We start from the raw sequence: 25,574 nt of genomic DNA, 5'->3' as shown, positions 1-25,574 counted from the left end.
CGTGGCCCCCGACCTCCAGGAGCAGGAGCTGCGTGACTACGCCGCGCTCTCGGGGGTGTTCGACCCGGGGGAGGCGCTGCGCGCGGTCCAGGGCGGCGTTCCGGACCCCGACCGCCTGGTCGAGCTCAGCGCCCATCTCGCCCGGGTGTGCGACACCCGGCAGGGCGCCTGGCTGATGCGCGGGGTCGAGCGGCGGTGGGCCCTCGCGGACGTCGAGAACCGGCGGGGCATCGCCGACGCGGTCGCCTGGCGCCGTGGCCTGGGCGCGGCGGACGGCGAGACGGGCGAGCTGCTCGACGCCCTGGTCGGCGCGGGTGAGTGCGCGCCCGCCGCGGTCCGCGGCACCGTCGCGGCGGGTGGCCCGCGGGACGCGCTCGCCCGCCTGGCGGTCGCCCTCGACCGGGCCGGCCCGCCGGCGCCGGCCGCCGGCCTGCTCGACGACGTCCGCGCGGCGCTGGCCCGGCTGGACGCCGACGAGCGCCGCAGCACCCTCCTCGCCGGGGGCGTCGTCGGCCGGGACGACGAGCTCGCCGCGATCGCGGCCTGGTTGCGCACCCCGGCGGTCGCCCCACCGGTCCGGGCGCTGTTCCTCGGCGGACCGGCGGGGCTCGGCAAGACCACGCTGCTGGAGGAGGCGGTCCGCCGGGCCCGTTCCGCGCCGCAGCGCTGGCTCGCCGTGCGGCTGGACTTCGAGCGGGCCGGCCTCGACGCGCAGGACCGGACCGGCCTGACCGTCGAGCTCGCCCGTCAGCTGGCCGCGGAGACCGGCCAGGAGACGCACGCGCTCCGCGAGGCCCGGCTGGCGGCGTCCGGGGCGCCCGCGGCCGGCCCCCTGCGCCTGAAGGGCAGGTCCCGCGAACGGCTGCCGGTCCGGCTGGGGCAGGCGATCGGGGAGCAGGTGCGCAGCGCGGGCCGGCCGGTTCTGCTCGTGCTCGACACGCTCGAGGCCCTGCGCGCCCGCGGCGAGACGCATCCGGCCCGCATCTTCGACTGGCTCGACGTCCTGGTCCGGCTCGGCCTGCACCCGGTCGCCGTCCTCGCCGCCGGCCGCGGCGACGCCCTCGACGGCGCGCCGCAGCGGATCGGCGGGCGGATCGACCTGGCCGGCCTGCCGGACGCCGGCGCCGACCAGGTGCTGGCCGCCCTCGACGTCGCTCCCGAGACCTCGGCCGCCGTCCGGACGGCGGCCGGGGGGAACCCGCTGCTGCTGCGGGTCGCTGCGACCGTGGCCCGGGAGACGGGGGCGGTGACCTCCCCGCGGCACGAGCGGTCGGAGGCCGCGCTGCTCGGCCGCTGGGCCCGGGCGTCCCTCGCCGACGAGCGGGTGCGCCGGCTGCTCCTCCCGGGCCTGGTCGTCCGCCGGTTCGACGCCGCCGTGCTCGCCGAGGTCGTCGGACCGCACGTCGGGCTGGGCCGGGTCGAGGCCGGCCGCTCCGCGGAGCTGTTCGACCAGCTGGCCGGCCAGACCTGGCTGGTCGCACCCGACCCTGTCGCCGCCGGCTTCCTCCGGTACCGGCCGGAGGTCCGGCGGCTCCTGCTCCGGCGGGTGTACGAGACGCGGCCGGCGCAGGCCGCGGCGATCGACCGGGCCGCCGCGCGCTGGTTCGCCCGGCGTCCGGAGTCCTGGGCCGCCGTCGAGGCCGCGTACCACCGCCTCCAGCTGATGCGCCGTGACCCGGCGCCGCCGGAGATCGACCGGGCGGTCCTGCGGCGGGTCGACGCGCGCAGCCTCGCCGACCTCCCGCCGGGGGCCCAGGACGTCGTGCGCCGGGCGCGCGGCGAGCGGTCGTCGCTGGCCCGCGGCGGCCCGGTGCCCGGCGGTGCGCCGGCGGCCGGGACGGCGGCGGAGCTGGGCGCGCTCGTGGAGCGCGGCGACTGGCAGGAGGCCGGCTACGTGTACGAGCGGGCCGTCGCCGGGCGGGAGCTCGACCCCCGCTCGGCGGTGGCCGACGCGGCGCTGGCCTTCCTGTGGCGGGCCGGCCGGTGGACCGCGGCCCGGCGGCTGCTCGGCGAGCGCGACCGGCCGCGCCCCGACGACGGCGACCTGGCCGACCTGCCGGCGCACCTCGCCGCCCCACGGCTCGAGATGCGGGCCGAGCTGTTCTTCGCCGCCTTCGTCCGGGCGCTCGGCCGCGACGAGCGGCTGGCCCGGGTCGTCCAGGACGTCGCCTACTGCGGCCTGCGGTCCGAGCTCAGCGACGGCGCCCTGGGGTTCGCCGCGCGGCGGGTGGGCCTGTCCTCGCGGGCGTCGGCGTGGCACGGTGCGGACGCCGTCGGCGCCGCGGCGGCGACCTGGCTGGCCCAGGGCGGCGTCGCGCCGGCGCTGGCCGCGGCGGGGGAGCGGCTCGCCCGCCGCCTCGGGCCGGTGTCCCCGGACGCGCCGCCGGGGTCCGCCCGCCTGCTGGCGGTCCTGACGCCCTACGTCGACGCCGCGGTCACGCTCGGCCGGGTCCGCGGCGACCCGGCGCCGGAGCGGCACGCCGCGGCGGCCGACCGCCGGCTCGTCGGGCTCGGCGGCCTGCCGCCGGCGGGCGTGCCGCCGTCCGCCGGCCCCGCCCAGCCGGTCGAGCCGGTCGACGGCCTGGCCGCCCTCGGCCTGTTCGCCGAGTGGGCCGGCGCGGCGGCGTTCCGGCTGCGCGATCCGGACCTGCGGCTGATCGCCCAGAGCGCCGAGCGCTGGCGCCGGACCGCCGCGGGCCAGTGGTCCTACGGCGCGCCCCCGGCGACGTGGCGTGCCTGGTCCCGCCCGCTCGACGTCACCCTCGCCGACCGGCTGGTCGCGCTCGAGGCGGCCGGCGACCCCGCGGCGGCGAGCCGCGAGCAGCTCGCCGCCTGGACCGGGGACGACCGCCCCGACCCGACGGGGCGGGTCGCCCGCCGGCTGCCCGGCGCGCTGCTCGCGGCGCGGGAGGCCGTTCCGGAGGGCGCGGCCGCCGTCGCCGCCGTGCTGCTGCGCCGCCGGGTGCCCGCGGCCTTCGTCCCAGCCCTGGCCGTCCTGCTGGTCCACCGGGAGCTGTAGAAGACAGGAGAAGCGCGCATGACGATCGCCGAGGACAGGCTGGAGGGCGTCCGCGCCCGGCTGGCGAACAACCCCGCGCTGGAGGCGGCCGTCCGCGCGGCCGTCGCCGCGGGCACGGTGCCCGCCGCGGCCCGGGACGTGATCCCGCCGGAGGCGCCGGATCTCCTCGAGGCCGACCGCGAGCCCCTCGAGAGCGTCGTACCCACCGACGCCCTGGAGGCCATCGTGCAGCGGGTCGGCCGCCCGCCGCTGCTCGTGCGCAACGACGCGGTCGAGCTCGAGCCGCTGCCCGACTTCCCGGCCGGGACCGACGCCCGGATCAAGGCCGTGGAGGCCGACGTGCTCTCCGTCGGCCGGGTCGAGTTCGTCAACCACCGGATGGCCTGGGGCGGCACCGGCTGGGTGATCAGCAACGACGCCGACTCCCGCGTGGTGGCCACCAACCGGCACGTCGCCAAGCTCGTCGCCCGGCGCGCCGCCGACGGCCGCGGGGTGCTGCTGCGCTCGCCGTCCACCGGCAGCCGGTACGGGGTGAACCTCGACTTCAAGGAGGAGGTCGGGTCGCTGCGCACCGACGCCCGCCCGTTCGCCGTCCGGGAGATCGTCTACCTCGCCGACGACACGGCGCCCGACGTCGCGCTGCTGCGGATCGTGGGGGAGGGCCTGCCCGACCCGCTGCCGCTGGCCGACGAGGAGGCCGGCGTGGAGGACCTCGTGGCGCTCATCGGCTACCCGGCGTTCGACAGCCGCAACGACGTCGACGCCCAGGCGCAGTACTTCCACGACCTGTTCGACGTGAAGCGCTTCGCGCCCGGCCGGGTGATGCAGGCGCTCTCCGCCGGAACCCAGCTCACGCACGACTGCACCAGCCTCGGCGGCAACTCCGGGTCGCCGCTGATCTCGCTGGACACCGGGCGGGTCGTCGGCCTGCACTTCGCCGGCGTCTACGGCGTGGAGAACAGCGCGGTCGGCGTGCGCAGCATCAAGGCGGCGCTGGCGGGCACGGGCCCGGCGGTGATCCCGGTGCCGCGGCGGGCGGCCGACGACACCGAGGCGGCCTCGGCCGGCGTCCACACCCCGGAGCAGCTCGCCGACCGTCCTGGCTACGACCCGGGCTTCCTGGGCGAGGGCCTGGCCGCGCCCTGGCCCGGCCTCCCCGACGCCGTGCTGGCCGACCTCGCCCGGCCCGGCGACGAGCTCCCCGAGCAGCCCTTCGAGCTGCGGTACACGCACTTCGGCGTCCGGTTCTCCACCGGCCGGCGCCAGCCGCTGATGACCGCGGTCAACATCGACGGCGCCCACACCGTGCGGATCAAGCGCGGGGACGACCGCTGGTTCGCCGACGGCCGGTTGCCGGCCGGCAGCCAGCTGCGCGAGTCGGACTTCGACGACCCGGAGATCGACCGGGGGCACCTGGTGCGCCGCGAGGACCCCAACTGGGACCCGGCTGCGGCCGACCGGGCGGATGCCACCGCCCTGGCGGTCCGGGCGGACGGCGACACCTTCCACTACACCAACGCCGCACCCCAGCACGCGGAGATGAACCGGGGCAGCGACCTGTGGCTGGGGCTGGAGAAGTACATCCTGACCAGCGCCCGCACCCACGGGTTCCGGGTGTGCGTGTTCACCGGCCCGGTCGTCCGGGACGACGACCCGGAGATCACGCCCGGCGTCGTCGCGCCGCGGGAGTTCTGGAAAATCGTGGTCATGCCGAACGGCGACGGCACCGGGCTGCACGCCACCGCGTACCTGCTCAGCCAGGGCGACCTGATCCGGGAGCTGCTCGAGCAGCACGACCGCACGGAGGCCGTCGAGGGCTTCGAGCTCGGGGCCTACCGGACGTTCCAGATCGCCGTCCGCGACCTGGCCGAGGCCACCGGCTACGACCTCGCCGCGTACGCGGACGCCGACCCGCTGGCCCGGTCGGCGGACGAGGCAGCGACCGGCCGGCCGCAGTACCTGGGGCTGGCGCGCCTGGCCGACCTGGTCCTGTAGGGATCCTGCCGGCGGGGGCCGTCCCCGCCGGCACAGACAAGCGTTGCAGGATGCAACGGTGACCTCGGCTGCCGGCGACCTCGATCCCCGCCGGTGGCCGGCTCTCGCCGCGTGCATCACCGCGGTCTTCCTGACCCTGCTCGACATCAGCATCGTCAACGTCGCGCTGCCCTCGATCGGCCGCGGCCTGTCCGCCGACCCGGCCGAGCTGCAGTGGACCGTCTCCGGCTACGCCCTGGCGTTCGGCATGGTGCCGATCATCGGCGGCCGGCTGGGCGACGACCGCGGCCGCAAGCGGATGCTGCTGCTCGGCATCGGCGCCTTCGTCGGCTGCAGCGCGCTGGTCGGTCTCGCGCCGACGCCCGGGGTGCTGCTCGCCGCCCGGGTGCTGCAGGGCCTGGCCGGCGGCCTGCTCAACCCGCAGGTGTCCGGCCTGGTGCAGCAGCTGTTCGCGCCGGCCGAGCGGGGCAAGGCGTTCGGGGCGCTCGGTGCCGCGGTGGGCATCGCCACCGCGACCGGCCCCGTCGTGGGCGGCGCGATCATCGCCGTCGGCGGCGAGCAGTTCGGCTGGCGGCTGTGCTTCCTCGTCAACGTGCCCATCGGCGTCGTCGCGTTCCTGCTCTGCCGGCGGCTGCTGCCCGACCCGCCGCCGCGGACGCACACGCCGGCCCTCGACCTGCCCGGCGTGGGGCTGCTGGCCGTGGGGGTGTTCGGGCTGCTGTTCCCCGCCGTCGAGTTCGACGCGAGCCACGACGCCCGGCTGTTCGTCCTCGTCGTCCCGGCACTGGCCGTGCTCGCCGGCTTCGTGGCGTGGGAGCGCGGCCCGGCCCGGCGGCGGGGGCACCCGCTGGTCGACCTGGACCTGTTCCGGATCCGCTCCTACGCCGACGGAGTCGTCCTGGCGGTGCTGTTCTTCTGCGCCTACACCGGGACGCCGCTGGTGCTGGCGCTGTTCCTGCAGGACGGCCTGGGCTTCACCCCGCTGCAGTCGGGCCTGACCGCCTCCTCGTACGCCGTCGGGGCGGCGCTGGCCGCCCCGATCGCCGGCCGGCTGCTGCCGCGCGCCGGCGGGCGGGTGCTCGTCGCCGCCCTGGTCCTCTTCGGGCTCGGGGTGGGCGCGGCCGCGCTGATCGCCGCGGCCTCCGCCGGCAGCGTCCGTCCGTTCTCCGTCGCGCTGTTCATGGCTCCGGCGCTGTTCGTCGCCGGCCTGGGCGGCGGTGCGGTGATCACGCCCAACCAGGCGCTGTCGCTCGCGGAGGTCGACGTCCGCGGCGGGTCGACGGCCGGCGGCATGCTGCAGACCTCGCAGCGGATCGGCAACGCCGTCGGCGCCGCCGTCATCACCGCGGTGTTCTACGCCTCGGCGGCCGGTGCCGCGGCCGGCGGAGCGGTCCGCGAAGCGGACTACGGCTCCGCCTACGCGCGGGGACTGCTGGTCAGCGTCGCGTTCACCCTCGCCGCCCTCGCCGTGGCCGTGCGCGACGTCCGGCGCCGGCTGCCCGCACCGGCCGCCGCGTGAGCCAGGATCGGACCGTGCCCGCCGACGACGTCCCGCCGCTGCCGACCGCCGAGTTGCACCTGCACATCGAGGGCACCCTCGAGCCGGAGCTGGCGCTGCGCCTGGCCGCCCGCAACCGCGTCCGGCTGCGCTTCGACGGGCTGGACGCGCTGCGCAGCGCCTACGACTTCTCCGACCTGCAGTCCTTCCTCGACCTGTACTACGAGCTCATGGCCGTGCTGCGGGAGCCCCGGGACTTCACCGACCTCGCGGAGGCCTACCTGGCCCGCGCCGCGGCGCAGGGCGTCCGGCACGCGGAGGTGTTCGTCGACCCGCAGGCCCACCTCGCCCGCGGGGTGCCGCTCGAGGTGGTCCTCGAGGGGCTGGGGGAGGCCTTCGGGGCCGCCGAGCAGCGGCACGGGCTGTCCGCCCGGCTGATCGCCTGCTTCCTGCGCGACCGGGACCCGGCCGAGGCCGAGGCGCTGCTGCCGCGGCTCCTGTCCTACCGCGACCTGGTGATCGGGGTCGGCCTGGACAGCGCCGAGGCCGGCCGGCCGCCCGAGCTGTTCGAGCGGGTGTTCGCGATGGCCGCCGACGAGGGGCTGCACCGGGTGGCGCACGCCGGCGAGGAGGGTCCGCCGTCGTACGTGACCGCGGCGCTCGACCGCCTCGGCGCCGAGCGCATCGACCACGGCATCCGCAGCGTGGAGGATCCCTCGCTGGTCGCCCGGCTGCGCGAGGAGCGGGTGCCCCTCACCGTGTGCCCGCTGTCGAACGTGGCGCTGCGCTGCGTCGACCGGCTGGCCGACCACCCGCTGCGCGCGATGCTCGACGCGGGCCTCGTCGCCACCGTCAACTCCGACGACCCGGCCTACTTCGGCGGCTACCTGCACGACAACGTCGTGGCGGTGACCCGAGCCCTCGGCCTGACGCCGGATCAACGCCGGCGTCTGGCCGAGAACAGCTTCCGGGCCAGCTTCCTGCCGCCCGCGGACAGGGAGCGGCACCTGGCCGCGGTGGCCGCCGCCGTCCCTCAGACCTGAGGGACGGCGACGTCCCTTCCCCCCGGGCCGCGGACGGTGGCGGTGTACTCGAACCACCGCCGTCCCCGGCCGTCGACCACCGGAGCCGGGCCGCGCAGCACCATGCTGTCCCAGTCGGGGGCTCCGCCGCCGACCACGGACACCCGGTGCCGCAGCTCGGCCCGCAGGCCCAGCGTCGCGCTGCGCACGTCGCGGTAGGGCAGCTGCACCGTCGCGAGGTACGTGACCTCCGCGCGCTCAGCGGCCGGCGCCGGCACGCTGCACCCCGTCGAAGACCAGGCTGAGAGTGCTCGCCTTGCCCTGGTAGGCCGAGCCGTTGGCCGAGGCGGGCAGGCTCGCGGTGAGCAGCAGGTGGTCGACCCCACCCGGGGCGAGGCTGGCCGCGCCGGTCAGGGCCTTTGACATGACGATCGGGCCGGAGTAGACCGACGACTGGCTGCCGGCGCACGACGACGAGGCGCCCGAGCCGCTCCAGGCGACCGAGCAGGACTTGACGGACAGCTGCAGGCCGGTGGTCGTGTCGGTGTCGAGGATGGTCGACGCGGTCGCCGACATCTTCATCGTGACGGAGCCGAAGGCCGTGCTGCCGTCGTTGACCAGGTCGAGCGCCTGGGTCACCGAGTCGCCGGCCATGAGGCCGCCGCCCGGGAAGGGCTGGACCGCGGCGGCGCCGTTCCCGTCGTTGAGCGAGAGGGACAGGACGCCGGTCGCGACGCCGGTGTTCACCGGGCTCGTGCTGTCGGTGAACGTGCTGTAGGTGCCGAGGCCGGCCACCGCGGCGGCGACGCCGAGGACGGCGACCGAACCGGCCACCTTCCGGGCGGTGCGCGCCCGCCCGGGACGATTGATCCGCATGCCGATGTGCTCCTTTTCCGATCCGCTCCGCCCGGCGGGTGCCAGCCGGCAGATCGGACTCTCGGCCCCGGACCGCATCCTCCCCGCGAGGAAGCCGCAAGATCTCCGCAAGCTCGCGGTGCCCCTCCCGCAGGGGTCACCACCAGCCGTGCCGCTTGGCCCAGACCAGCAGCAGCACCGACGAGATGGCCATGATCACCAGCAGGACCCCCAGCGTGACCCAGTGGGTGCTGCTGTTGACGATCACGTTCATGCCCATGACCGAGGAGAGCGCCGTGATCGGCAGGGTGACCGCGGCGATGACCGCCAGCCGCTCGGCCGCGATCGTCATCTTGGTGTTGGTGCGGGTCTGGTAGAACTCGATCACGCCCTGCAGGTAGTCCTCCTGGCTGCGGGCCATCGTGGCGATCCGGCGGAACTGGTCGACGTTGTCGTCCAGCAGCCGCTGCCCCTCGGGGCCGTACACCGCCAGGGCGTGCATCCGGCCGTAGACCTCCGCGCTCTGCGCGGCCATGGTCCGCACGCTGAGCAGCCCGTGCCGCACGCGGAACATCCCGTCGAGGAACTGCTCGGGGTCGGCCAAGTGGTCGGCGGTGACCCGCTGCTCGAACTGCCACACCTCGGCCGTCCGGGCGCTGACGTGCTCGCGCATCCGCCCGGTGAGCGCCGCGACGATCGCGGTGGACAGCTGGTAGCCCGAGGCGGGCCGGAACCGCCCGCCCGCCACGCGGGCGGCGACCGCCTCGGTCTCGACCAGCATCGCCGCGGGAGGGACGGCGGGGTTCACCGGCCCGTGCACGGTGACGACGTACCGCTCGCTGACGAACTGGTCGAGCTCGACGTAGTGGATGTGGCCGCCCCGTCCCGGCTCGGGCGCGTGCAGGACGACGAAGACGTGGTCGGCGTAGACGTGCACCTTCGGCACCGGGCTGCGGCCCAGGCTGTCCGCCACGGCCTTGGGGTGGAACCGGAAGACGTCGGTGAGCACGCCGGCGGCATCCGGATCGCCCTCCGGCACGTCGACCCACACGACGCCGGTCCCGGCGGCGAGCAGGTCCGGGAGGTCTCCCGGCTTGGCCGCGCGGACGCCGTCGGCGGTGAGCAGCCGGACCTCCATCGCGCCCCCAGCGCCGTCGTGGATGCGGGCAACCTAGTCGCCGGGGCGGTGCTCGGCGAGCAGCCGCTTCGGGGCCCGGCAGGCCCAGGCCTCGGTGACCAGCTCCTCCAGCCCGGCGGGGTCGAGCGCGTCGAGCCGGCAGAGGACCGCCGGGTAGCCGTCGAAGTGGGACGTCGTGAAGTAGACGCCGGGTTCCTCGGCGATCAACGCGAACTTCGCGCCCTCGTCGGGGACCCGCGCGCCGAGGACGGAGCCGTCGGGTGCGGCGGCCCCGAGCTCCTCGAGGTCGCGGCGGCGCAGCGGGCGCTCCCAGACGATGAGCTTGTCCTTCACCCGCCACTGCCGGGTGCCCTCGCCGGAGAGGCTCTCGTTCGTCTCGGGCAGCGCCGCGCAGGCGCGGCGGACGTCGTCCCAGGTCGCCACGGCTCTCTCCCTCGCTCGGAGCGGTCCCGCGCATGCTGGCACGCGCGAGCGCCGCCGCGAGTGTCAGACGACGCGCAGCCCCCGTCGCCGGGCCGTGTGCGCACGGGTCGCCAGCCACGGCAGGAACTCCCCGGGCGGCATCGGCCGGGCCAGGTGCCAGCCCTGCACCAGGTCGCAGCCCATGTCCACCAGCATCTCGTGGGTGTCGGCGTCCTCGACGCCCTCCGCGACGACCTCCAGGCCGAGGTGCCGGCCGAGGTCGACGATGGCCCGCACGATGCCCACGTCCTCGCCCTGCTCGCGCAGCCCGCTCACGAAGCTGCGGTCGATCTTCACCTCGTGCACCGGCAGCCGCTTGAGGTAGGACAGCGAGGAGTAGCCGGTGCCGAAGTCGTCGACGGACAGGCGGACGCCGAGGTCGCGCAGCTGGTGCAGCAGCGCGACCGCGCGGGCGGGGTCGGCCATGACCGAGCTCTCGGTGACCTCGAGGGTCAGCCGGCCGGCCGGGACGCCGTGCCGGCGCAGCAGACGCGCGACCTCGTCGACCAGATCGGCGTCGTGCAGGCTGCGCGCGGAGAGGTTGACGGCGACGCCGAAGTCGGCGCCGGCGGCCCGCCACTGCGCGCAGGCGGCCAGCGCGGAGTCGAGCACCAGCGTGGTGAGCGGGCCGATGAGGCCGCTGCGTTCCGCGACCGGGATGAACTCGTCGGGGGAGACGGGGCCCAGCTCCGGGTGGTCCCAGCGGACCAGTGCCTCGCCGCCGACCACCTCGCCGGTGGCGAGCCGGGCCTGGGGCTGGATGACCACGGAGATGCCGCCGTCCTGCAGGGCGGTGCGCAGCGCCGAGACGAGGGTCAGCCGGCGGGGGTTCTCGTTGTCGAGCTCGGGCTCGTAGAGCCGCAGCCGGCGGGTCGAGATCTTGGCGTCGTACATCGCCCGGTCCGCCCGCTTGAGCAGCGTGGCCGGATCGGTGCCGTGCAGCGGCGCAAGGGCCACGCCGACGGAGGCGCCGATCTCCACCTCGAGCCCGTCGAGCGCGACCGGCTGCTCGAGCGCCCGCACCATGCGGCGGCCGAGGTGCAGGACGCGGTCCTCGTCGGCCGTGCCGGGCACCACGACGGCGAACTCGTCGCCCCCGAGGCGGACGACGGTGCCCGCCGTGCCGACCGCGGTGGTCAGCCGTGCGCCGACCTCGACGAGGAGACGGTCGCCCTGCTGGTGGCCGAGGGTCTCGTTGACCCCCTTGAACTCGTCGAGGTCGAGGATCATGACGGCGGCACCGGGGGAGCCGCCGGCGGCGACGGCGTCGAGCGCGCCGGTCAGGGCGCGTTGCAGGAACGCCCGGTTGGGCAGGCCGGTGAGCGCGTCGTGCTGGGCGTCGTGCCTGAGCTGGCCGATGAGCTGCCCGTTCTGCAGGGCGACGCCGGCGTGGTTGGCGACCGTCTCGAGCAGCAGGACGTCGCCGTGGTCGTAGGTGCGGACGTCGCCCAGCCGGTCGGCCACGAGCAGCACGCCGATGACGCCGGCGGCCCCGCGCAGCGGCACCGCGACGGCCTCGCGCATCGCGTGCTGGTCGAGCAGCCGGCGGACGGCGGGGTCCCGGCTGCCGCGGGCGAAGAGCTGGGACTCGCCGTCCTCGACGACCCGCCGGAGCAGCCAGGCGTCCACGTCGTTCGGCGGCTCCTCGGTGCGGAACAGCCGGTTGCCGGCACCCAGCCGCACGCGGGCGACGTGCCCCCCTTCGGACACGAACCCGACCGACGCGCGCTCGGAGCGCAGCAGCTCCTTGGCCTCGCCGAGCACGCTGGTGAGGACGCCGTCGATCTCCGGCGCGCTGGTCACCGCCTGGCTGAACCGGTAGAGCCGCTCCAGGTTGAGGTGGCGGTCGGCCAGCGAGGCGTACCCGCGGTAGGCCAGCAGGATGAGGGCGCCGAACGCGACGAGCAGCCAGGCGCTCTCGACGGCGGCCGACAGGCTGGTGACGGCGACCAGGGCGAGCGTCACCACCATGGGGGCGGTGGCCGCGGCGCTCACCGCGTCGCGGGCCAGCCGGACCGGGCGCAGTCCGCCGTCGTAGATGGAGATGACGACGCCGATGGCCAGACCGCCCAGGATGTTGGCCACCAAGGCACCGGCGTAGGCGGCGATCCAGGTCCAGGGGTGCAGGCCGTCGGCGCCGGTGGGCGCGAGGACGCGGAAGATCGCGACCGCGACCGCCGTCTCGGCGGTGAACAGCGCCAGGTTGAACGTGGTCTTCAGGACGGGCGCCCGGCGCTTGAGGACCAGGGCCGCGGCGGAGCCGATCACCCGCCCGGCGACGAGGGCCAGCGGGGAGGCGAAGAACAGCCCCAGGACGAGGGGCAGCTCGCTCAGTGAGACCGACCGCGCCTCGCGGTTGACCTGGATGGTGAGGACCGAGACCTCGGTGGCCGCGAACGCCAGCGCCAGGGCCCACCACGGGACGGCGGTGCCCGGCAGGAAGGGGGCCGTCTCGGCCACGGTCGGCGCCAGGGCCGCGGCGATCCCGAGCAGGACGGCCACCGTGCCCAGCACCAGGAGGGACTCCCGGCGCAGGCGGAGGCCACCGGCGGCACCCCGGCCGGGCGTGGTCGTCGTCGGCATCTGCGTCACCTCCTCACCGAGACGTCGGCAGGGGCGGGCGGAACCTGAAGTTCCACCCGCCCCTGCCGGGCCCGGGCACCCCGGAGGGGTGATCGGGGAGGTGTCAGCTCCAGCCCACGCTGGCCAGGTCGGCGCTGCGCCAGCTCTGCCCCGTCCAGGACTGCCCGGTCCACCGCAGCCCGGTCCAGGACTGCCCGGTCCAGCTCTGCCCGGTCCAGCTCTGCCCGGTCCAGGACTGCCCGGTCCACCGCAGCCCGGTCCACCGCAGCCCGGTCCAGCTCTGCCCGGTCCACGACTGGCCCGACCAGTCGGCGGAGCGCCAGGTCCGGCCGTCCCAGCCGTCGCCGGTCATCGGCAGGCCGCGCCAGGTGCCGCCGTCCCAGACGGTCTCGTTCGCGGTGGCCGCGGCCCACGCGGCGCCGTCCCAGGCGTTGCCGAAGATGTCGACCTCGCCGGAGATCGGCGCCACCCCGTCGGAGACGTGCGACGAGCCGCGCGCCGCCTCGAGCGAGCCGGTGCCGGTGCCGTAGAAGGCCACGGACTGACGGGCGGCGTTGTCGCCGGCCACCTGGGCGATCCGGGCGTCGGCGACGCCGTTGCCGCGGTACTGGTTGCTCTCCCGCGGCACGGACTCGGCCGTGGTCATCAGCTTCTGCTTGACCTGGTCGGGCGTGAGCGCCGGGTTCTCCTGCAGGAGCAGTGCCACCTCACCGCTGACCACCGCGGCGGCCTGCGAGGTACCCGACGCCTTGGCGAACCGGCTGCCCACGCGGGACTCCGGGTGCTGCAGGTCGGCGTAGCCGTTGGGCACGCGCAGGCCCACCACGGAGACCCCCGGCGCGACGACGTCCACGTGGCGCTGGTTGGTCCCGCGGGTACCCCAGGCAGGGACGTCGTCGTCGCGGGTGTCGACCGTGCCCTTGCTGTCGTCGACGCCGACCGCGACCACGTACGGATCCCGGGCCGGGTTGGCGAGGGAGTACGTCGACGATCCGTCGTTGCCGCCGGCGGCGACGACGACGATGCCGTGCTTCCAGGCGTTCTCGACGGCGAAGGCCAGCGGGTCGACGGCCGGGTCCTGGCTCGAGTCGGTGCCGTAGGAGAGGTTGATGACCCGGATGTTGAGCCCCGGGTCGTTGCGGTGCTCGACGGCCCAGTCGATCGCGGCGATCACCTGGCTGACGTCGACGGCGCCGTCGTGGGCGCCGACCTTGAGGCTGACCAGCGTGGAGTCGGGCGCGATGCCGGTGAACCGGGTGGGGTCGAGGTAGGACGCCGGCGTCCCGGCCTGGTCGCGTCCGGCGATGACCGACGCCAGGTGGGTGCCGTGCCCGTAGGCGTCCAGGTGCGCCAGCTCGGGGGACTGGCTGTCGAAGGACAGGTCGGGGCCGTGCCAGACGTTGCCGGTGTCGAGCCCCGGCACCTCGCTGACGCCGGTGTCGATGAGCGCGACGCCGATACCCTTACCCGTGTACCCGGCGGTGTACGAGGCGTGCGCGCCCACGACCTGCGCGATGTTGAACAGCGCCCCCTTGCCGCTGGTGTCGTAGCCGAGGTCGGCGGCCTCCGCAGGCGCGGCGAGCACGACGGAGGCCAGTGCACCGGTGGTGAGAGCGGTGAGCGCGCGCAGGGTGCGGCCGGGGATGCCGCGGCTCATGGCCGCGCTCCGGTGTAGATCGTCATGGACTGCCTGCGCTTTCTCCGTGAGGGCACAACGCCACCCGGTCCATGGGCAGCACGCTTAGTAGCGCATTCACAACAGTGCGTGTCATCAGGCTTCGCCGGGAATCACCCTGCCGAGCGAGGCCGGGGCGGTTCCCGCTCTTCTCCCCCCTCGGGAGGAAACCGGCGGCCGGGCGACTGAAGGACGGTGGGGGAGCGGCCGATCGCTGTTCGCATGGTCCTGATGCGTTTCGGCGTCCTCCGGGGAGAACGGGGCCGGCGGCAGGGAGCCGACCGGTCGCTGCTCGGTGTGCGCGCGCTCGCCGGCGTGTTCGGCGGGACCTACCTGCTCTGCCTGCTGGCCAGCGCGCTGGACGCCACGGGCGTCGTCGCGCTGATGGCCGGCGGCGGCAAGATCCTCTTCATGGTCGGCCTGGTGGTCGTCCTGGTCGTCCGCGCGCGAGGAGGCGGCCGGGATCGCGCCGCCTGGCTCTGCTTCGCCGCCGGCGTGGGCGCCTACCTGTGCGGAGCGCTCGTGCACCAGGTGTTCTACGCCGGCGCCGACGTCGTCCCGCGGCCCTCGTGGGCCGACGCGGGGTTCATCGCCTTCTACCCGCTGGCGTACGCGGCGGTGTTCCTGATGCTGCGCGCCCGGGTCCAGCGGCTGACCCCCAGCATGCTGCTCGACGGCGTGGTCACCGGACTCACCGCGGCGGCGTTCGCGGCCGCGTTCGCCCTGGGCGCCTCGCTGCGCCTGACCGGGGGCAGCGTCGCCGTCGTCCTGGCCGGCGCCGCCTATCCGATCGCGGACCTGCTGCTGCTGGTCCTGGTCGGCGGCGCACTGGTCATCGTCGGGCGCGCGGCCGGCGGCTGCTGGTGGTGGCTGGCCGGCGGCATGGTCATCTTCGCCGCGACCGACACCCTCTTCGCCTACTCGGTCGTGCACGGCGGCTACCAGGCCGGCTCGCTGGATGCCGGCTACGGCCTGGCGTTCGTCTGCTTCGGCGTCGCCGCCTGCCTGCCCTCCGGCGAGGGGGAGCCCGGCCGGCCCGAGGGCATGACCGCGCTCGTCGTCCCGGCCGCCTGCGCCTTCGCCGCGCTCGGCCTGCTCTTCCAGGGCTACCAGAACGGGGGCGACCCGGTCGCCGGTGTGCTCGGGCTCGGCGCCGTCCTCGCGGCGCTGGCGCGCACCGCGCTGACCTTCCGCGACGTGCGGGCGCTGGCCGACAGCCGCCGGCAGGCCCGCACCGACGAGCTCACCGGCCTGGCCAACCGGCGCACCGTGTACGAGGCGCTCGAGGCGGCCGACGAGCGGCTGGCCTCCGGTGGGTCGTTCGCCGTCCTGATCATCGACCTCGACCGGTTCAAGGAGATCAACGACTCCCTCGGCCACGCCGCGGGCGACGCGGTGCTCCGCCAGGTCGGGCCCCGCCTGGCCGGCCTGCTGCGGTCCGGTGACCTGCTCGCCCGGCTGGGTGGTGACGAGTTCGTCGTCCTCGCCGAGGACCTCGACGCCGACGGCGCGCTCGCCCTCGCCGGCCGGCTGCGCAGCGAGCTGCAGCGGCCGTTCCGCCACGGCAGCATGGGGCTGACCGTCGACGCCAGCTTCGGCATCGCCGTGGGTCCCGGCCACGCGTCGTCGGCGGAGGAGCTGCTGCAGCTGGCCGACCTGGCGATGTACTCCGCCAAGGGGGCCCGGTCCGGCGCCGCCGTCTACGACGAGGCCCGCGACGGTTCCGGCCGGCACCGGCTGGAGGACGTCGCCCAGCTGCGCCAGGCGATCGCCGAGGACCAGCTGGTCCTGCACTACCAGCCCAAGCTGGCGCTGGCCACCGGTGACGTCGACGGCGTGGAGGCCCTCGTGCGCTGGCAGCACCCCACGCGCGGCCTGGTCTTCCCCGACCAGTTCATCGAGCTCGCGGAGTCCGCCGGGCTCATGGGCCCGCTGACCACCCGGGTCATCGAGCTGGCGCTGGCCCAGTGCCGCGCGTGGGCCGACCAGGGCCGCTGGCTGACGGTGGCGGTCAACGTCAGTCCCTCCAACCTGGTCGACGAACAGTTCCCGGACGAGGTCGCGCGCCTGCTGGCCACGCACGGCGTGCCCTCCGGCGTGCTGGTCCTCGAGGTGACCGAGAGCCTGCTCATGGCCGACCGCGAGCGGGCCGAGCGGGTCCTCGCCCGGCTGCGGGACGCCGGCGTCGGCGTGGCCATCGACGACTACGGCACCGGCTACTCCAGCCTCGCCTACCTGGCCACGCTGCCGGTGACCGAGCTGAAGCTCGACCGCGCCTTCGTCGGCGAGATGGCCGGCAGCCCGCGGGCGGAGTCGATCGTCACCTCGACGCTGCAGCTCGCCCACGCGATGGGGCTGACCTTCGTCGCCGAGGGGGTCGAGGACCAGGCCACCCTCGACGCGCTGACCTTCCTCGGCTGCGACATCGTCCAGGGCTACCACCTGAGCCGGCCGCTGCCGCCGGACGCGCTGTGGGCCTGGCTGGCCGACCATTCGCCCGCCGCCGTCGCCTCCTGACGGGCTTTCTGTACCGAAAGCCCGTCAGGTGGTGGGGATGGGGAAGACCAGCAGCGAGCTGGACGCCGTGGCCACCGTGCGGCCGGCGGCGTCGCGGACCTCGCCCTCCGCGAAGGCGACCCGGCGCCCGGGCTTGACCACGGTGCCGATCGCGGTCAGCGGACCGCTGGTGGCGTGCACCGGCCGCAGGTAGTTCACCTTGAGCTCGATGGAGGTGTAGCCGAGCCCCTGCGGCAGCGTCGTGTGCACCGCGCACCCGGCCACCGTGTCGAGCAGCGTGCACACGAGCCCGCCGTGGACGACGCCGATCGGGTTGTAGACCGACTCGTCCAGCCGGCAGCCGAACTCGACCCGGCCCTCGGCGAGGTCGACGATGTCCATCTGCATCAGCAGCGCGATCGGCGGCGGCGGGAGCACGCCGTCCCGGATCGCCTGCAGGGTCTCCAGGCCCGAGCGCTCGAGGGCGCCTGCGGCGGTGATCCGCGGGTCGTGCCAGGCCACCGTGCGTGAGCGGGCCTCTCCCCATGCCGCGGGGAACTCGGCGGCGGGGGACAGGTCGGGGGCGATCTCAGCCGTCATGGATCTAGGTTCGCACATTGAACTCAGCGGACGCCACCCGGGGGGCTGGAACGCGAGCGGGCGGGGACCCCCGAAGGGATCTCCGCCCGCGCACGTACTGGTCGGCCCGCCTGCAGGGTCCCGCCCCGAGCGTGCGAGGGGTGGGGGCAGGCGGGTCCTTCAACTCTTGGGCCGTGCGCCGGCGCGCAGCGCGCCGAGCAGGTCGTGGTTGAGCCGGGAGATCGTCTCCATCGAGATGCCCTTGGGGCAGGACGCCGAGCACTCGCCGATGTTGGTGCAGCCGCCGAAGCCCTCGCGGTCCTGCTGGGCCACCATGTTGATCACCCGGTCGTTGCGCTCCGGCTGGCCCTGCGGCATCAGCCCGAGGTGGGTGACCTTGGCCGCCGTGAACAGCATCGACGAGCCGTTCGGGCAGGCCGCGACGCAGGCGCCGCAGCCGATGCAGGTCGCGGCGTCGAAGGCCGCGTCCGCGGACTTCTTGTCCACCAGGATGGAGTGCGCCTCGGGCGCGGTCCCGGTCGGGGCGCTGATGTAGCCGCCGGCCTGGATGATCCGGTCGAACGCCCGCCGGTCGACGGCGAGGTCCTTGATCACGGGGAAGGCCCGCGACCGCCAGGGCTCGATGACGATCGTGTCGCCGTCCTTGAACGAGCGCATGTGCAGCTGGCACGTGGTGGTCTGCTCGGGACCGTGCGCCATGCCGTTGATCATGACGCCGCACATGCCGCAGATGCCCTCGCGGCAGTCGTGGTCGAAGGCGACGGGGTCGTCGCCGTCGAGGATCAGCTTCTCGTTGAGGACGTCGAGCATCTCCAGGAACGACATGTCCGGGGAGATGTCGCTGACCTGGTAGGTGACCAGGTTGCCCTTGACCGACGGACCCTTCTGCCGCCAGATCTTCAGGGTCAGGTTCATGGTCCGCCGTTCCGTGTGCGGGCCGGGGGCCGTCATCGTCACTTGTAGCTCCGCTGCGCGAGGTGGACGTACTCGTACTCGAGGGCTTCACGGTGCAGCACCGGCGGCTGGCCGTCCGGCGTCCACTCCCATGCCGCGACGTAGGCGAAGTTCTCGTCGTCGCGCAGCGCTTCGCCCTCGGGGGTCTGGCTCTCCGCGCGGAAGTGGCCACCGCAGCTCTCGTTGCGGTGCAGGGCGTCGATGCACATCAGCTCGGCGAGCTCGATGAAGTCGGCGACCCGGCCGGCCTGCTCGAGGTTCTGGTTGAACGAGCTCCAGTCGCCCACGACCTTGACGTTGGTCCAGAACTCCTGCTTGAGCTCGGGGATCCGGTCCAGCGCCTTGCGCAGGCTCTCCTCGGAGCGCTCCATGCCGCACAGGTCCCACATCAGCCGGCCGAGCTCGCGGTGGAACGACGCCACGCTGCGGTTGCCGTCGATGGTCAGCAGCTTGTGGATCTGCGCCTTGACCCCGTTGATCGCGTCGGCGGCGGCCGGGTGGCTGTCGTCGATCTTCTCGAACGGGCCGTCGGCGAGGTACTCGCTGATCGTCGCCGGGAGCACGAAGTAGCCGTCGGCCAGGCCCTGCATGAGCGCGCTGGCGCCCAGCCTGTTGGCGCCGTGGTCGGAGAAGTTGGCCTCGCCGATCACGAACATGCCGGGGATCGTCGACTGCAGGTCGTAGTCGACCCACAGGCCACCCATGGTGTAGTGCACGGCCGGGTAAATCCGCATCGGGACCTCGTAGGGGTCCTCGCCGGTGATCCGGGCGTACATGTCGAAGAGGTTGCCGTACTTGGCCTCGATGGCCTTGCGGCCCAGCCGCTGCATCGCCTCGCCGAAGTCGAGGTAGACGCCCAGGCCGTTGGGGCCGACGCCGCGGCCCTCGTCGCAGACGTTCTTCGCCTGGCGGGAGGCGATGTCGCGGGGGACCAGGTTGCCGAACGAGGGGTAGATCCGCTCGAGGTAGTAGTCCCGCTCGCTCTCCGGGATGTCCCGGGGGTCGCGGGTGTCGCCGCGCTCCTTGGGCACCCACACCCGGCCGTCGTTGCGCAGCGACTCGCTCATCAGCGTCAGCTTCGACTGGTAGTCGCCGCTGACCGGGATGCAGGTCGGGTGGATCTGCGTGTAGCAGGGGTTGGCGAAGTACGCCCCCCGCTTGTGCGCCCGCCAGATCGCCGTGGCGTTGGAGCCCTTGGCGTTCGTGGACAGGTAGAAGACGTTGCCGTAGCCACCGGTGGCCAGCACGACCGCGTCGGCGTAGTGGGTGCTGATCTCGCCGCTGACCAGGTCGCGGGCGACGATGCCGCGGGCCCGGCCGTCGACGACGATCAGGTCGAGCATCTCGGTGCGCGCGAACTGCTCCACGTTGCCCGCCGCCATCTGCCGCTCCAGCGCCTGGTAGGCGCCGTAGAGCAGCTGCTGGCCCGTCTGGCCGCGCGCGTAGAAGGTGCGCGAGACCTGCGCGCCACCGAAGGAGCGGTTGTCGAGCAGGCCGCCGTACTCGCGGGCGAAGGGGACGCCCTGCGCGACGCACTGGTCGATGATGTTGACGCTGACCTCGGCCAGGCGGTGCACGTTGTTCTCGCGGGAGCGGAAGTCGCCGCCCTTGACCGTGTCGTAGAACAGCCGGTGCACGCTGTCGCCGTCGTTGCGGTAGTTCTTCGCCGCGTTGATGCCGCCCTGCGCCGCGACGCTGTGCGCCCGGCGCGGGCTGTCCTGGTACCAGAACGACTTGACCTTGTAGCCGGCCTCGCCGAGGGTCGCGGCGGCGGAGCCGCCGGCCAGCCCGGTGCCGACGACGATGACGGTCAGCTTGCGCCGGTTGGCGGGGTTGACCAGGCGGCCGCGGAAGCGGCGCTCGCTCCAGCGCTCGTTGATGGGCACATCGGTCGGTGCCTTGGTGTCGGCGATCGGGTTGCCGACGGTGAACAGATCGAGAGGCAATGGAGGTCCTTAGTCGACGAGCCCGAAGAGCACGGAGAACGGCACGATCAGGTACCCGGCGATGAGGAGCACCGAGAAGCCGAGCGCGAAGAGGTTGACCGTCTTCTCCCGACGGCGGTTGCTCTGACCGAGCGTCTGCGTGGCGCTCCAGATGCCGTGGCGCAGGTGCATGCCCAGCAGGATCAGCGTGATCACGTAGACGGCGGTCACGATCGGGTTCTGGAAGCCCTCCACCAGCCGCTGGTAGGGGGTGGAGTCCGTGCCCGCCGGGTTCGCGGCCCCGAACGTGAGGTCGAGGATGTGGTAGACGACGAAGAGGATGATGATCACGCCGCCCCAGCGCATGGTCCGGGAGGCGTAGCTCTGCGCGACCGACTTCTTGACCGCGTAGCGCTCCGGGCGGGCCGCGCGGGCCTGCCGCCACAGCGAGATGGCCGACCACATGTGCGCGACCACCGACACCACGAGCACGACCTCGATGGCCGTGAGCAGCGTGCGCGGTGGGAGCGCGGGCTCACCGAACGTGCGCAACCACTCCGAGTAGTCGTTGAACGACTCGGCGCCCTGGTAGACGTGCAGGTTGCCGATCATGTGCGCGATCAGGAACAGCACCATGATGATGCCGCTGACGGCCATGACGATCTTTTTCGCGACCGAGTTGGTCTTCGCCACCTTCGGGGTCCGTCGTTGGCCCGAAGAAGTCACCGTTGCCACGAGATCTCACGCTAAGCCGCCGCAGGGGTTGCGGCCATGTCAACACGAGGTGATCAACCTCATGTAAGGACGCCCTTACCGGCCTTCGACCGCTAGGGTTCGTCCGTCCCTCGACCCGCCTGCGCGGAGGAGGACCCCGACATGGCCGGAACCACCCGCGGCTTCCTCGGCCGCCGGCGCGAGCGCGACCCGCGGCTGCCCCCGGGCCAGTACGACGTGGGCCGCGACTGGCCGGTGCTGACCGCCGAGCCGACGCCCCGGATCGCCCCCGAGACGTGGAGCATCACCGTCGACGGCGGGGTGGCGCAGTCCCGCACGTGGACCTGGGACGAGGCGCACGCGCTGCCGCCCTCGGAGTACCGCGGCGCCATCCACTGCGTCACCACCTGGTCGAAGTTCGACACCTGGTTCGCCGGGGTCAGCGTCGACACCCTGCTCGAGGCGGCGCAGCCGCTGCCCGACGCGCACTTCGTCATGGCGACGTCGAAGACCGGCTACACCACCAACCTCCCGCTCGAGGACGTCACCGGCGGCAAGGCCTGGGTGGTCTGGGAGTTCGACGGCAAGCCGTTGCCGATCGAGCACGGCGGGCCGGTGCGGCTGCTGGTGCCGCACCTCTACTTCTGGAAGAGCGCCAAGTGGGTCACCAAGCTGACCCTGATGCACCGGGACCAGCCCGGCTTCTGGGAGCAGAACGGCTACCACGACCGCGGCGACCCCTGGCGCGAGCAGAGGTATCAGGGTGACTGAGCTCGCGACGCGCCCGTCGGCGCCCAGCGGGGGCTGGCGGACGGCGACCGTCGCCACCGTGCGGCACCCGATCCCGCGCACGGTGGAGCTGCGGCTCGACATCCCCGACCGGGTCGAGCACTTGGCCGGCCAGCACTACGTGGTCCGGCTGACCGCCGACGACGGCTACCGGGCCCAGCGCTCCTACTCGGTGGCGTCCGCTCCCGGGGACCCGCAGGTGGAGCTGTTCGTGGAGCGGCTGGACGAGGGCGAGGTCTCCACCTTCCTGGCCGACGTCGTCGAGCCCGGCGACGAGCTGGAGGTCCGCGGGCCGATCGGCGGCTGGTTCATCTGGGACGGCGAGTCGCCGGCGCTGCTGGTCGGCGGCGGCACCGGGGTCGTGCCCTTCCTGGCGATGCTGCGCCACGCCCGCCGGCTGGGCCGCACCGACCTCCTGCGCATCGCCGTCTCCAGCCGGACGCTCGTCGAGCTGCCTTACGCCATGGAGCTCATGGACGCCGGCGCCCTGATCGTGCTGACCCGCGAGCCCTACGGCGATCGCGCGGCCGCCCGGCTGATGGTCGACGAGCTGCGGTCGCTGTGGGAGCCGGGCCACACCGCCTACGTCTGCGGGTCGGCGCGGTTCGCCGAGGCGGCCAGCCAGCTGCTGCTCGACGTCGGCGTGCCCGACCACGACATCCGCGTGGAGCGGTTCGGTCCGTCGGGCTGAGCCCGGCGATGACTTCCGGGCCGCGGCGAGGTCTCTCGCTGCATGACGCGGAGATTCCGGCCCGTGGCCGACGTCCTGCAGGCCCAGGTCGACTCCGGCCGGCTACCCGGCTTCGTCGCCGCGGTGCGGCACGACGGGGACACGGAGGTGCTGGCCGGCGGTCGGCTCGCCGTCGACGGCCGTGCCCCGATGGAGCCGGACACCCTGTTCCGGCTCGCGTCGGTGACCAAGCCGTTCGGCGGCGCGCTCACCCTCGCCCTCGCCGAGGACGGCGTGCTCGGCCTCGACGACGCCGTCGGCCGGTGGCTGCCGGAGCTGGCCGAGCCGCGGGTGACCGCCCGCCGGGGCGGGCCGCTGGAGGACACCGTGCCCGCGGTCCGGCCGATCACCGTCCGGCACCTGCTCACCAACACCGCCGGTCTCGGCTGGGCGCCCGGTCTCGGCCCGCTGGAGCAGGCGATGAACGACCGCGGCGTGGGCCCGAGCGCGCTGCCGCCCGAGCTCTCGCCGGACGAGTACCTGGCCCGGCTCGGGGAGCTGCCGCTGTCCGGACAGCCGGGGGAGACCTGGAACTACCACACCTGCTCCGACGTCCTGTCCGTCCTGCTCTCCCGCGCGACCGGCCGCAGCGTCGCCGACCTCCTCGCCGACGAGGTCACCGGCCCCCTCGGGCTGGCCGACACCGGCCTCCGCGCGGTCGATCCGCACCGGCTGCCCCCGCTGTACTGGCCGACCGACGGGGGGCTGGACGTCGTCGACCCCCCGGACGGCGTCCTCGCCGGGCGGCCGCGGTTCCAGAGCCTGTCCTGCGGGCTGGTGTCCACGGCCCCCGAGGTGCTGGCCTTCCTGTGCGCCGTCGCCGACGGCGGCGGGCCGGTGCTCTCCGCCGCGTCGGCCGCCGCGATGACCCGCGACGCCCTGACCCCGGAGCAGCGGGCGGCCGGCCGGGAGTTCCTGGGCCGGGGTCGCTCCTGGGGGCTGCAGGTCGGCGTCGACACCGAACGCGTGCGGCCGTGGCGCTCGCCCGGCCGGTGGGGCTGGGACGGCGGCACCGGGACCACCGCCTGGGTGGATCCCTCACGCGACCTCGCCGCCGTGCTGCTGACCCAGCGCATGATGACCGGCGCGCACGACGAGCCCGACGAGTTCTGGGCCGCCGTGCACCGGTGTGTGTGACGTTCCGGAACGGGTTGTCGCCGTCTCCCGGCGAGGAGGACGCTGCGCCGGGGGAGGCGACCATGGACGAGAACGACCAGCTGCGGCGGGACCTGGTGGCGCGCATCGAGGCACGGCGGGCGTCCGTCGCACAGTTCCTCCGGGCGAACAGACCCGGGATCCGGCGGCAGGCCACCATCGCCATCGTGCTCAGCTCGCTGGCCGCGGTCTTCACCGCCGGGCCGGCCGTCGGCGGGGAGACCTTCGCCGAGGGCGTCCAGAAGATCTTCGGGCTCTCGAGCGACTCCTACGTCTGGCGGACGCTGTGCCTGCTCGCGCTCCTGGTGTCCATCGGCGCCGCGGTGATGAGCAACCTGGCCAAGTCGCACGAGGCCGCCCTCAACCGGCTCACCACCGCCGAGGCGGCGAAGGCGGAGCTGGAGGGGCTGTCCACGCTGCTCGAGTTCGGCCACCTGTCCGTGGACGACGGCGTCAAGCTGTTCCAGCAGTACTCGACGAAGATCCCGTTCGTCGACGACGTGCCCGTCCTCGCCGCGGGCCGCTCCGCCGGGCCGTCGTCCTGACCGGCCGGCCGGGCCCCGGGCCGAGGGCGCTCAGCCGAAGGCCCTGACGAACCGCCGCTGCCCCGGCGTCTCGACGGCGCGCGGGTGGTAGTGGGCGCGCACGTAGGCCACGGCCTCGTCGGCCGGCACGCCGTCGAGCACGGCGAGGCAGGCCAGCGCGGTGCCGGTGCGGCCCACCCCGCCGCCGCAGGCCACCTCGACCCGCTCGGTCGCGGCCCGCGCCCAGGCCTGCTCGAGGGCGGCCCGGGCGGCGGCCGGGTCGGTGGGCAGCCGGAAGTCCGGCCAGCGCACCCAGACCGACTCCCACGCCACCTCGGGCGCCCGCCCCAGCAGGTAGACGCCGAACTGGGGGAGCGGGCCGTCGGGCAGCGGCCGGCGCACGCCGCGGCCGCGGACCACCCGCCCCGAGGGCAGCCGCAGCAGGCCGGGCGTGCCGGTGCCCCACGGCGGTTCGAGGGGCGCCGGCATGCCGTGCTCAGCCGAGCTCAACGGGCTTCCCCGGGGTGAAGTCGCCGATCCCCACGGCGCCGGGGTCGAGGACGCCGGACAGGGTCACGGTTGCCACTATCGCCCCTTGCGATGCATGGCCGCTCCAGCGATGCGTCGTGACGCTCGTCAGCGCGCGAAGTCAGAGGACGGTGCCGTTCCGCGCGCCGCGGGCGGCCGGTCCCGGCCAGCCGTCACACCATGTCGGACAGCGGGTCCCGGCCGGTCACCGTGCCGGAGGACGACACCACCCCGAAGCGGGCGAACAGCTCCTCGGCGTACCACCCCTCCCGCGCGGTGCGCGCCACCACGGCGGCGTGCGGCGCCCGGCCGTAGGCGAAGGCGTTGAGCGCGGCCGCCGACTCCCAGACGCTGAAGGTGCCCTGCAGGCCGATCGGCGCCTCCCCGACGCCGAGGGCGAGCCGCAGCCCGGGGCTCTCGTGCAGATCGGCCGACACCGGCGGGACGGCGCGCCAGAAGCGCAGCGCCGTGCGGGGCACCAGCCGGGCCCGGGTGAGCGCGGCGACCGGCCCGTCCCACCGCTGCGGCGGGGGCCGGCCGAACGGCTCCCGCCGCGACCAGCGGCCGCGGGCGGCGAGCGGGCGCAGCCGCGCGGTCCACTCCTCGTCGGCGAGCCGGCGCCACCGGCCGACGACGTCACCGTCCGCGAAGGCGCCGGCCGCGGCGTCGTCGTCCCAGACGGCGAGCAGCGCCCAGCGCCGCGGGTCGGCGTCCCGGACGGTGAACGTCCGGCCGCTGCCGGTGCCCAGCAGCTTGGCGAAGCGCAGGCCGGGCGTGCGGCGCAGCGGCCGGCGGTCGGCGGCCATGCGCAGCAGCGCGCCGGGCACCGCGCGGCCCGGCACGCCCCACATGTGCAGCGTCACCACCGGGTCGCCGTCCACCACCGCGAGGCTATGCCGTGGTGCCGACGGG

The 25,574-nt window shown here is 74.7% G+C and carries 21 protein-coding genes; 9 read left to right on the top strand and 12 right to left on the bottom strand.

The genetic code is table 11. The features are described from left to right. The first annotated feature begins 1 nt into the window (after window position 1). From ACWIYF_RS23645 to ACWIYF_RS23630, 4 genes are read left to right on the top strand one after another with little or no spacing between them, the layout of a single operon-like run. Window positions 2-3,019 carry an AAA family ATPase gene (locus ACWIYF_RS23645; protein ID WP_448625262.1) on the top strand — a complete coding sequence of 1,006 codons (3,018 nt, stop codon included), beginning with the start codon at window positions 2-4 and terminating at the stop codon, window positions 3,017-3,019. Window positions 3,020-3,037: 18 nt separating this feature from the next. After that, the gene (locus ACWIYF_RS23640; RefSeq protein WP_448625261.1) at window positions 3,038-5,014 is read left to right on the top strand and encodes a DNA/RNA non-specific endonuclease; all 1,977 of its coding nucleotides are present in this window, start codon (window positions 3,038-3,040) and stop codon (window positions 5,012-5,014) included. Between the two features lie 58 nt (window positions 5,015-5,072). Beyond that, window positions 5,073-6,533 carry an MFS transporter gene (locus ACWIYF_RS23635; protein ID WP_448625260.1) on the top strand — a complete coding sequence of 487 codons (1,461 nt, stop codon included), beginning with the start codon at window positions 5,073-5,075 and terminating at the stop codon, window positions 6,531-6,533. Continuing rightward, window positions 6,530-7,555 (top strand): adenosine deaminase, encoded by a 1,026-nt coding sequence (locus ACWIYF_RS23630; RefSeq protein ID WP_448625259.1) that lies wholly within the window; start codon window positions 6,530-6,532, stop codon window positions 7,553-7,555. The genes ACWIYF_RS23635 and ACWIYF_RS23630 overlap by 4 nt, the downstream gene beginning before the upstream one ends. Here the strand turns inward: ACWIYF_RS23630 and ACWIYF_RS23625 are convergent. The 6 genes from ACWIYF_RS23625 to ACWIYF_RS23600 all read right to left on the bottom strand — a co-directional run bounded on the left by ACWIYF_RS23625 (window position 7,546) and on the right by ACWIYF_RS23600 (window position 14,229). Beyond that, on the bottom strand, window positions 7,546-7,812 hold the full coding sequence (locus tag ACWIYF_RS23625) for a hypothetical protein (RefSeq protein WP_448625258.1): 267 nt from the start codon (window positions 7,810-7,812) through the stop codon (window positions 7,546-7,548). The genes ACWIYF_RS23630 and ACWIYF_RS23625 overlap by 10 nt on opposite strands. Next, window positions 7,793-8,410 carry a TasA family protein gene (locus tag ACWIYF_RS23620; RefSeq protein ID WP_448625257.1) on the bottom strand — a complete coding sequence of 206 codons (618 nt, stop codon included), beginning with the start codon at window positions 8,408-8,410 and terminating at the stop codon, window positions 7,793-7,795. The genes ACWIYF_RS23625 and ACWIYF_RS23620 overlap by 20 nt, the downstream gene beginning before the upstream one ends. Before the next feature lie 136 nt (window positions 8,411-8,546). Beyond that, window positions 8,547-9,527: a magnesium transporter CorA family protein gene (locus tag ACWIYF_RS23615; RefSeq protein WP_448625256.1), complete on the bottom strand. Its 981-nt coding sequence runs from the start codon at window positions 9,525-9,527 to the stop codon at window positions 8,547-8,549. Between the two features lie 33 nt (window positions 9,528-9,560). Continuing rightward, a complete protein-coding gene (locus ACWIYF_RS23610; RefSeq protein ID WP_448625255.1) occupies window positions 9,561-9,950 on the bottom strand; it encodes an MmcQ/YjbR family DNA-binding protein in 390 nt (129 codons plus the stop codon). A 63-nt stretch (window positions 9,951-10,013) separates the two neighbouring features. Next, window positions 10,014-12,572, bottom strand: a complete 2,559-nt coding sequence (locus tag ACWIYF_RS23605) for a putative bifunctional diguanylate cyclase/phosphodiesterase (RefSeq protein WP_448625254.1) — start codon at window positions 12,570-12,572, stop codon at window positions 10,014-10,016. Between the two features lie 103 nt (window positions 12,573-12,675). After that, on the bottom strand, window positions 12,676-14,229 hold the full coding sequence (locus tag ACWIYF_RS23600) for a S8 family serine peptidase (RefSeq protein ID WP_448625253.1): 1,554 nt from the start codon (window positions 14,227-14,229) through the stop codon (window positions 12,676-12,678). 240 nt (window positions 14,230-14,469) lie between these two features. Between ACWIYF_RS23600 and ACWIYF_RS23595 the strand changes: the two genes are divergently transcribed. After that, a complete protein-coding gene (locus tag ACWIYF_RS23595; RefSeq protein WP_448625252.1) occupies window positions 14,470-16,764 on the top strand; it encodes a putative bifunctional diguanylate cyclase/phosphodiesterase in 2,295 nt (764 codons plus the stop codon). Window positions 16,765-16,788: 24 nt separating this feature from the next. Here the strand turns inward: ACWIYF_RS23595 and ACWIYF_RS23590 are convergent, their stop codons facing one another. From ACWIYF_RS23590 to ACWIYF_RS23575, 4 genes are all read right to left on the bottom strand, one after another. Then, window positions 16,789-17,343 carry a PaaI family thioesterase gene (locus tag ACWIYF_RS23590; protein WP_448625251.1) on the bottom strand — a complete coding sequence of 185 codons (555 nt, stop codon included), beginning with the start codon at window positions 17,341-17,343 and terminating at the stop codon, window positions 16,789-16,791. 159 nt (window positions 17,344-17,502) lie between these two features. Further along, window positions 17,503-18,294, bottom strand: coding sequence for a succinate dehydrogenase/fumarate reductase iron-sulfur subunit (locus tag ACWIYF_RS23585; protein WP_448628795.1), 792 nt, complete (start codon window positions 18,292-18,294; stop codon window positions 17,503-17,505). 2 nt (window positions 18,295-18,296) lie between these two features. Continuing rightward, a complete protein-coding gene (locus ACWIYF_RS23580; protein ID WP_448625250.1) occupies window positions 18,297-20,243 on the bottom strand; it encodes a fumarate reductase/succinate dehydrogenase flavoprotein subunit in 1,947 nt (648 codons plus the stop codon). 9 nt (window positions 20,244-20,252) lie between these two features. Then, on the bottom strand, window positions 20,253-20,915 hold the full coding sequence (locus tag ACWIYF_RS23575; protein WP_448625249.1) for a succinate dehydrogenase cytochrome b subunit: 663 nt from the start codon (window positions 20,913-20,915) through the stop codon (window positions 20,253-20,255). Window positions 20,916-21,098: 183 nt separating this feature from the next. Here ACWIYF_RS23575 and ACWIYF_RS23570 point away from each other — a divergent pair, with 183 nt between their 5' ends. The 4 genes from ACWIYF_RS23570 (at window position 21,099) to ACWIYF_RS23555 (ending at window position 24,155) form a co-directional block, all read left to right on the top strand. Next, window positions 21,099-21,707, top strand: coding sequence for a sulfite oxidase-like oxidoreductase (locus tag ACWIYF_RS23570; RefSeq protein WP_448625248.1), 609 nt, complete (start codon window positions 21,099-21,101; stop codon window positions 21,705-21,707). Then, entirely contained in the window at window positions 21,700-22,416 is a 717-nt protein-coding gene (locus ACWIYF_RS23565) for an FAD-binding oxidoreductase (RefSeq protein ID WP_448625247.1), read from the top strand. Before ACWIYF_RS23570 ends, ACWIYF_RS23565 begins: the two co-directional genes overlap by 8 nt. Before the next feature lie 42 nt (window positions 22,417-22,458). Next, complete coding sequence (locus ACWIYF_RS23560) at window positions 22,459-23,592, top strand: serine hydrolase domain-containing protein (protein ID WP_448625246.1); 1,134 nt, start codon at window positions 22,459-22,461, stop codon at window positions 23,590-23,592. 62 nt (window positions 23,593-23,654) lie between these two features. Further along, on the top strand, window positions 23,655-24,155 hold the full coding sequence (locus ACWIYF_RS23555) for a hypothetical protein (RefSeq protein WP_448625245.1): 501 nt from the start codon (window positions 23,655-23,657) through the stop codon (window positions 24,153-24,155). Window positions 24,156-24,185: 30 nt separating this feature from the next. Here the strand turns inward: ACWIYF_RS23555 and ACWIYF_RS23550 are convergent, their stop codons facing one another. Together ACWIYF_RS23550 and ACWIYF_RS23545 are read right to left on the bottom strand one after the other, a co-directional pair. Beyond that, window positions 24,186-24,623, bottom strand: a complete 438-nt coding sequence (locus ACWIYF_RS23550; protein ID WP_448625244.1) for a protein-tyrosine phosphatase family protein — start codon at window positions 24,621-24,623, stop codon at window positions 24,186-24,188. Between the two features lie 212 nt (window positions 24,624-24,835). Then, a complete protein-coding gene (locus ACWIYF_RS23545; protein WP_448625243.1) occupies window positions 24,836-25,543 on the bottom strand; it encodes a monooxygenase in 708 nt (235 codons plus the stop codon). Window positions 25,544-25,574 lie beyond the last annotated feature (31 nt).

It is taken from the genome of Geodermatophilus sp. URMC 64 (assembly GCF_053502555.1).
Note: the sequence above shows the minus strand (reverse complement) of the source record. Positions and strands in the feature narration are given on the sequence as shown.